The 7963-nt window shown below is 72.8% G+C and carries 5 protein-coding genes; 2 read left to right on the plus strand and 3 right to left on the minus strand.

The annotated features are described in order from the left end of the window. Positions 1-341 precede the first annotated feature (341 nt). From ACGFN2_RS35765 to ACGFN2_RS35775, 3 genes are all read right to left on the minus strand, one after another. The gene (locus ACGFN2_RS35765; protein WP_393367146.1) at positions 342-1670 is read right to left on the minus strand and encodes a class I SAM-dependent RNA methyltransferase; all 1329 of its coding nucleotides are present in this window, start codon (positions 1668-1670) and stop codon (positions 342-344) included. A gap of 155 nt (positions 1671-1825) precedes the next feature. Further along, positions 1826-3877 (minus strand): APC family permease, encoded by a 2052-nt coding sequence (locus tag ACGFN2_RS35770; protein ID WP_362612971.1) that lies wholly within the window; start codon positions 3875-3877, stop codon positions 1826-1828. A 315-nt stretch (positions 3878-4192) separates the two neighbouring features. Beyond that, positions 4193-6187, minus strand: a complete 1995-nt coding sequence (locus ACGFN2_RS35775) for a potassium channel family protein (RefSeq protein WP_393367149.1) — start codon at positions 6185-6187, stop codon at positions 4193-4195. A 329-nt stretch (positions 6188-6516) separates the two neighbouring features. On the opposite strand from ACGFN2_RS35775, the gene ACGFN2_RS35780 reads away from it, so the two are divergent. Beyond that, positions 6517-7185, plus strand: a complete 669-nt coding sequence (locus ACGFN2_RS35780) for a TrkA family potassium uptake protein (RefSeq protein ID WP_362612974.1) — start codon at positions 6517-6519, stop codon at positions 7183-7185. After that, positions 7182-7853, plus strand: coding sequence for a TrkA family potassium uptake protein (locus ACGFN2_RS35785; protein WP_026170356.1), 672 nt, complete (start codon positions 7182-7184; stop codon positions 7851-7853). Before ACGFN2_RS35780 ends, ACGFN2_RS35785 begins: the two co-directional genes overlap by 4 nt. Positions 7854-7963: the final 110 nt, after the last annotated feature.

A 7963-nucleotide genomic window follows, 5' to 3' on the forward strand; every position in this document is an offset into this window, starting at 1 on the left:
ATGCCGAAATCGTTCCCGGTGAGGGGCCGTGCAGTAGTGGTGTGCCGCGAAGCGGCGGGATGGCTGCCCGGGGCCGTCGGCTCCGTGGCAACTCGAAGAACTTACACGATCCTATGGTTGTGACACGAATCGGGGGGGGCGCTTCCGTGGTGGTTCCGCTGTCCCGGGCCGCTGGAGCACAGGACCGAGGTCCGTCCGCCGCCGCCGTTGCGGCGGCGGCCCCGACAGCGCCTCAACGAGCTCGGCGGCCTCGGCAGCCCCTGCGGCGCCCGCCACAGAAGCTGTAGCAGGCGCACGAAGGCACCCCCCTAACACGCCGCCAAGAGCCGTTCCCCAGCAGCTCAGGCCCCCTTAGCCGCCTTCTCCAGCACCACAACACACTCCACATGATGCGTCATCGGAAACAAATCCAGCACCCGCATCCGCCGCGGTGTGTACCCCGACTCTGCGAAGTACTTGAGGTCGCGGGCCAGGGCCGCCGGGTCGCAGGCCACGTAGGCGATGCGGCGGGGGGTGAGGGAGGCGAGGTGGGTGACGGTCTGCTTGCCGGCGCCGGCTCGGGGCGGGTCGAGGACGACGAGGTCGACGTCGGTGATGCCGGTGCGGGGGAGGATCTGGTCGACCTTGCCGTGTTCGATGCGGACGCGGTCGAGGTCGGCGAGGTTGTGGCGGGCGTCCTCGACGGCGCGCTTGCCGGATTCGATGCCGAGGACCGCGCCCTTGTCGCCGACGCGTTCGGCGAGGGCGCCGGCGAAGAGGCCGACGCCGCAGTAGAGGTCGAGGGCCATGTCGCCCTTCTTGGGCATCAGGCCCTGCATGACGGCCTCGACCAGGAGGTCGGCGGCCTTCGGGTGGACCTGCCAGAAGCCGCCGTCGCCGACCCGCCAGGTGCGGTCGGCGGCGCGTTCGCGGACGAAGGGGCGGCCGTGGACGCGGTGGACGGCGCCGTCCTTCTCGCCCACCCGCATGACCGAGACCGGCTTGTCGAGTTCGACGAGGGGGAGGCGGCCGCCGGGGCGCGGGGTGAGGATGACCTGGCGGTCGTGGGAGCCGGTGGCGGCGATGGCCTCGACGGTGGACATCTGGGGCCAGGCGCGCTTCTCGATGCCGAGTTCCGTGACGCCGGGGGCGGCGATCATGCAGTGGTCGACCGGCTCGATGTCGTGGGAGCGGTGCTTGCGCAGGCCCGCGCGGCCCTCGTCGTCCACCGCGTACTGGACGCGGGTGCGCCAGGCCGGTACCTCGCCCTTGGCGACCTTGTCGCCGGGGGCGGGCTCGACGGTGCCGTCCCAGCCGGCCGCCTCGGGCGTCAGCCCGGCCAGCCGCATCAGCTGCTCGGCCACCACCTCGCCCTTGAGGCGGCGCTGGGCACCGGGCTTGGCGTGCTGCCAGTCGCAGCCGCCGCAGCGGCCAGGGCCGGAGAAGGGGCAGGGGGCCTCGACCCGGTCCTTGGACGGCTCCAGGATGGAGACGGCGTCGGCGCGCAGGAAGCGGGCGCCCTCCTCGCCGTCGGTGACGCGGGCGAGGACCCGCTCGCCGGGGAGCGCGTGCCGTACGAAGAGGACCTGGCCCTCGGCGGTGCGGGCGATGCAGTGACCGCCGTGCGCGACCGGGCCGACCTCGACCTCGTACTCCTCGCCGACCAGCGATTTCTTGGGTTCTGCCTGCATGGCGGGAGGGCTCCTGGGGTGGGGTGTGCCGGGGCGGTACGGCGGGACGCCGACCGTCAAGTCTACGTCCCGCCGTGTGGTGCCCGGGCCCGTACACCGTCGGGGCCGTGTGCCGTGCGGACCGCTCCGGCCCTGGGGCCGGGCGGTGGTGGCCGCTACTTCTTGGTGGCGGCCTTTTCCTTCTTCGGCTGGGCGACCGGGCCCCGGCGGACGGCACCCGGAGCGTTCCATTCGGCGCGCTTGCGGGCGCGCTGCTTGGCGGCCTCGGAGGAGTCCAGCTGCCAGGGCACGGAGGTGACCATGACGCCGGGGGTGAAGAGGAGGCGGCCCTTGAGGCGCAGCGCGGACTGGTTGTGGAGGAGGTGCTCGTACCAGTGGCCGACGACGTACTCCGGGATGTAGACGGAGACGGCGTCGCGCGGGCTCTTCCGGCGCAGCGACTTCACATAGTCGATGATCGGCCGGGTGATCTCGCGGTACGGGGAGGCCAGGACCTTCAGGGGCACCTCGATGCCGCGGCGTTCCCACTCCTCGCGCAGGGCCTTGGTGTCGGCCTGGTCCACGTCCACGCTGACCGCTTCGAGGCTGTCGGAGCGCATCAGCTTGGCGTAGTTGAGGGCGCGCAGGGTGGGCTTGTGCACCTTGGAGACCAGGACGAGGGAGTGCACCCGGGAGGGGCGGACCACGTCGTCGTCGGGGGTGTCCTCGGCGGCGATCTCGTCGGCGACCCGGTCGTAGTGGCGGCGGATCGCGGACATCGTCACGAAGAAGATGACCATGCCGAGCAGCGCGACCCAGGCGCCGTGGGTGAACTTCGTCAGGAGGACGACGACGAGCACCAGGCCGGTGAAGAAGGCGCCGAAGGCGTTGATGGCGCGCGAGCGGTGCATACGGCGGCGCTTGGCCGGGTCCTTCTCGGTGACCAGATGGCGGTTCCAGTGACGGACCATGCCGGTCTGGCTGAGCGTGAAGGAGACGAAGACGCCGACGATGTAGAGCTGGATGAGGCGGGTGGAGTCCGCGCCGTAGAGGTAGACGAGGACCATGGCGGCGCCGGCCAGCAGGACGATGCCGTTGGAGAACGCCAGACGGTCACCGCGGGTGTGCAGCTGGCGCGGCAGGTAGCGGTCCTGGGCGAGGATCGAGCCGAGCAGCGGGAAGCCGTTGTAGGCGGTGTTGGCGGCCAGGAACAGCACCAGCGCGGTGGCCGCGGCGAGCACGACGAAGAGGAAGCTGCCCTTGCCGAAGACCGCCTCGGCGACCTGCGAGATGACCGGGTTCTGGGTGTAGCCGGAGCCGATCGGCTTGCCGTTGAGGAGCAGGTCGGTGGCCGGATTCTCGGCCATCCTGACGTTGGTGGCCATGGCCAGGCCGATGATGCCGCAGAACATGGTGACGGCCAGGCCGCCCATGAGGGCCAGGGTGGTCGCGGCGTTCTTGGACTTCGGCTTGCGGAAGGCCGGCACACCGTTGGAGATCGCCTCGACGCCGGTGAGCGCGGCACAGCCGGAGGAGAAGGCGCGCAGCATCAGGAAGAGCAGCGCGAAGCCGGCCAGGCCGCCCTGTTCGGCGTGGATGGTGTAGTCGGCGGTGGGGGCCTCCATGGTGTCGCCCATGACGACGCCGCGGATCACACCCCAGACGATCATGATGAAGACGCCGGCCACGAAGACATAGGTCGGGATCGCGAAGAGCTTGCCCGACTCCTTGACGCCCCGCAGGTTCATCAGGGTCAGCAGCACGATGATGCCGATCGCGCACAGTGTCTTGTGCTCGACGACAAACGGGATCGCGGAGCCCAGGTTCTCCACCCCGGACGAGATGGAGACCGCGACGGTCAGCACATAGTCGACGAGCAGCGCGCTGGCGACGGTGAGACCGGCCTTGGGGCCGAGGTTGGTGTTGGCGACCTCGTAGTCGCCGCCACCGCTCGGGTAGGCGTGCACGTTCTGCCGGTACGACGCGACGACCGTGAACATCAGCACCACGACCGCGACCGCGATCCAGGGGCTGAAGCTGTACGCCGACACCCCCGCGATGGACAGGACGAGGAGCACCTCGCCCGGCGCGTAGGCCACGGAGGACAGCGGGTCGGAGGCGAAGACGGGGAGTGCGATGCGCTTGGGAAGCAGGGTCTCCCCGAGCTTGTCGCTGCGCAGTGCGCGCCCGATCAAGATCCGTTTGGGCACGTCGGTCAGTTTGGACACGCAGAGGATGCTAAGCCTTCGTCAAGGTCCGCGCCCACCCGCTCCCCGCACGGTCTGCGGCGAGGAGGAGCGGAGCGGGGCGGCCGAGGCGCGTCGGGCCTGCTGAGGGGCGCACCACGGGGCGCGCCTCCACAGAATCCGCACGTCACGCGCACGTCAGGACCTCGTCAGGGCCTCGTCGGGGCCTGACGGGTCGCGTTCGTGGCATTCGTCACGGGCGGCGGGGTCCGTCACCGGGCGCGATGGTGGCGTCACGGTGGGATGGGTGAAGCGGGCCGGCGGGTGGGACGGACGCCGGTCCCGCCGGCCCGCGGGTCATCCCTGCCGGGCCCCGTTCTGCCGGTTCCCGCTCTGCCCGCCCGCGGCCGGGGCCCGGTTCCGGGCGTGCAGGTCGCCGAGTCCCTGCCGGGTGGCGACCAGCAGCACCCGGTCCTGGGGGCGGAGGACGTAGTCGTCGCCCAGCTCGTGCACCAGCTGCGCCGGGCGGCGCTCCTCGGCCGGCGGTGGCGGGGCGGCGGCCGCGGCCTCCGGCTCCGGGTCGTCGGGGGCGGAGGTGTCGACCGCCAGCACCCGCAGCCGCCCCGGGCGCAGCACCTCGGCGACCGTACGGCCCTCCAGCGCGGTGTGCCCCCGCACATCGACCCGCGCGATCAGCAGCACCCTCCGCTCGACGGGGATGGCCCCGAGGATCTGCCGGCCCATCATCGCGCCGGCGAAGGCGGGCGCGGCCAGGTACGTGACGCTCCGGCTGCGGGTCAGCGCTCCCGGGTGGGCGGCGCGCAGGGTGCGGTAGACGGCGGTGGCGAACCGGTCGTCGAACAGCCGCAGCGTCACCCGCAGCCGGGGGCTGACCGAGCGGGCGTAGAGGGTGGCCTCCAGGTTCGTGGTGTCCTCGCTGGTCAGGGCGAGCAGGGTGGCCGCCCGCTCGATCATCGCGGCCTCCAGGACACCTTCCTGGGTGACGTCCCCCAGGACGGTCGGCACCCGCAGCCGGCGGGCCAGGGCGATGCCCCGCGCCTCCGGGTCCCCCTCGATGCACACCACGGGGATGCCCATCTCGTGCAGCCGCGTCAGGACCCGGGTGCCGACCTTGCCGAGGCCCAGCAGCACCACATGGCCGGACAGCCCGCGCGGCGGGCGGCGCAGCGCCGAAGCGCTGCGGAAGGTGCCGAGCCCCTCGAACGCCGCCGCGACCAGCACCGGCAGCAGCAACAGCCCGGTCAGCCCGGACAGCAGTTGCAGCACCTTGCGGGGCGCCGGACCGTCGAGCGCCGGTTCGTTGATGGCGAACAGGTCCAGCAGCGAAAGGTAGACGGCGTGCAGCGGGTCCTCACCCAGGGTCAGCGAGGACGCCACGGCCAGCGCCAGCACCGCGCCGACGATGCCGGCCAGCGACCAGCGCAGCCGCCGGGAGAAGAGGGAGGCCAGCGGGGCGCCCCGGCCGCGGAGCCAGCGGCGGCGCACCGGACGCCCCGTATAGGAGACGGTCTCCAGGACGACGGTGCCGCAGCCGGCGGCGGCCGCGGTCGCCTCGTCGTCCGGCAGCAGCACGGGGCCCTCGTCGCCGGGCGCCGAACCTGCCGTGTCCGCCGGGTCGTTGGCGGACGCGGACAGCAGCGCCAGGGTGCACAGCCCGGGACCGCCGGGCCGGCCGGGCGGCACCGGCGGGCGCTCCGCGGCCCGCAGCAGCAGTCCGTCCGCCTCGATGACCTTGCTGGTACCGGCGACCGCGGCGCCCGCCAGCGCCGGGGCCACGGTGTCGGCGTCGGACAGCACCGTCGTGGACGCGTCGACGCCCGCCGCGTCCCGGCCGGCCTCGCCGTCCGCGCCGTCCAGCGCGGCGACCGCGGCCGCCTGGTCGAGCAACTCCTCCAGATGCTGGCCGAGTTTGCGGTTGTAGAGCCGGATGACCAGGCGCAGCCGGGGGTTGAGGCGGCGGGCGCGCAGCGCGGCGTGGATGTTGAGCTCGTCGTCGTCGTAGACCAGCGCCAGCGCGCCCGCCCCGGCGATACCGGCCTCGTGCAGCGCCGCGTCGTCCGGCTGCGCCGCCTCCACGATGCGTAAGGCCTCCTCCGGCGGCTCCGCGCCGTCCCCGAGCGCCTCCGGCGACAGTGGCGACGGCCAGGCCATCGCCGCCGACATCCGGCCCAGCAGCGCACCGGCCCGGCCGAGCGCACGGGCCGGCGGCGGAATACGGGGGCGGTGCGGCTCCCGGGCGGAGGGGACGACGAGCGTCACCCGTTCGCCGTAGACGTCCCGGAGCTCGGCGGCCAGACGATGGGCCAGCGCGTCGTCGCCGCAGACCACCATGTGCGCGGTGTGGGGGCCCTGTTGGGGCTGGAGAGGCAGGTTGGGCACACCTCGTAGCGTGCCCTACCGGCCCGGCGCGGCGCAGCCCGGCACGGGAGGCCCCCGCGCGCACGGCGCCGATCCGCAGGGGACCGTGGCCCACCGCGCCCCCTACCGGGACGGCCATTACGGCTACGGTTGTACCGGACCGCGGTGCGCCCGGCGCGACCGCTGACGCACCCGGTCCTGTCGCGAGCCGTGGCTTCGTGTCGCCGGTACTGGGAGAAGAAGGTAGTGAGCAGGGTGTTTGTGCAGGTCAGCGCGCTAGTACAGGGCACGGGGTAATCAGCATGCACATCGTCATCATGGGGTGCGGGCGGGTGGGCTCCGCGCTCGCGCAGACCCTGGAGGGCCAGGGTCACACCATCGCGGTGGTCGACCAGGACCCGACCGCGTTCCGCCGCCTGGGCTCGTCCTTCGGCGGCCGCCGGGTGACCGGCGTCGGCTTCGACCAGGACACCCTGCGGGAGGCCGGTATCGAGGAGGCGGGCGCCTTCGCGGCCGTCTCCAGCGGTGACAACTCGAACATCATCGCCGCCCGGGTGGCGCGTGAGATGTTCGGTGTCGAGAATGTCGCGGCCCGTATCTACGACCCGCGCCGCGCCGAGGTCTACCAGCGCCTGGGCATCCCCACCGTCGCCACCGTCCGCTGGACGGCCGACCAGATGCTGCGCCGGCTGCTGCCGTCGGGCGCCGAGCCGCTGTGGCGGGACCCCAGCGGCGGCGTCCAGCTCGCCGAGGTGCACACCGCGGCCTCCTGGGTCGGGCACAAGATCAGCACCCTCCAGGAGGAGACCGGCGTCCGCGTCGCCTTCCTCACCCGGCTGGGCGAGGCGATGCTGCCGACCTCGCAGACGGTGCTGCAGGAAGGCGACCTGGTGCACGTGATGATGCGCACCGACGAGGTCGAGAAGGTCGAAGCGGCATTCGCCACGGGTCCTGAGGGGGCGCACGCATGAGGGTCGCAATCGCGGGCGCGGGTGCGGTGGGCCGTTCCATCGCCGGCGAACTCCTGGAAAATGGTCACGAGATCCTGCTGATCGACAAGGCGCCGACCGCCATCTCGGTCGAGCGGGTGCCGCTGGCGGAGTGGCTGCTGGCCGACGCCTGTGAGATCACCTCGCTCGACGAGGCGGCGCTGCAGCGCTGCAACGTCGTCATCGCGGCGACCGGCGACGACAAGGTCAACCTGGTCGTCTCGCTGCTCGCCAAGACCGAGTACGGCGTGCCGCGGGTGGTCGCCCGGGTCAATAACCCGAAGAACGAGTGGCTGTTCAACGAGTCCTGGGGCGTCGATGTCGCGGTCTCCACACCGCGTCTGATGTCGGCGCTGGTCGAGGAGGCGGTGAGCGTCGGCGATCTCGTACGGCTGCTGCGCTTCAGCCACGGTGACGCCAACCTCGTCGAGCTGACGCTGCCCCCGGAGGCCGCGCTGGCCGGTACCCGGGTCGGCGACGTCGAGTGGCCCGAGGACACCTCCCTGGTCACGATCATCCGCGGGACGCGGGTGCTCACGCCCAACAAGGAGGACGCGCTGGAGGCCGGCGACGAGCTGCTGTTCGTGGCGGCGCAGTCGCGCGAGGAGCAGCTGGAGGACCTGCTGTCGATGCGGCGCGAGGACGCGTAGCACCGGCCCGGTGGTGGGGCGCCGGCGGGGGGGGGCCCCCGGGGGGGGGCCCCCCGGGGGGCGGGGGCCCCCCGGGGGGCGGGGGCCCGGGGGGGGGGGGGGGCGGCGCC

It is taken from the genome of Streptomyces sp. NPDC048612, assembly GCF_043199295.1.
In the GTDB taxonomy this organism is placed as follows: domain Bacteria; phylum Actinomycetota; class Actinomycetes; order Streptomycetales; family Streptomycetaceae; genus Streptomyces.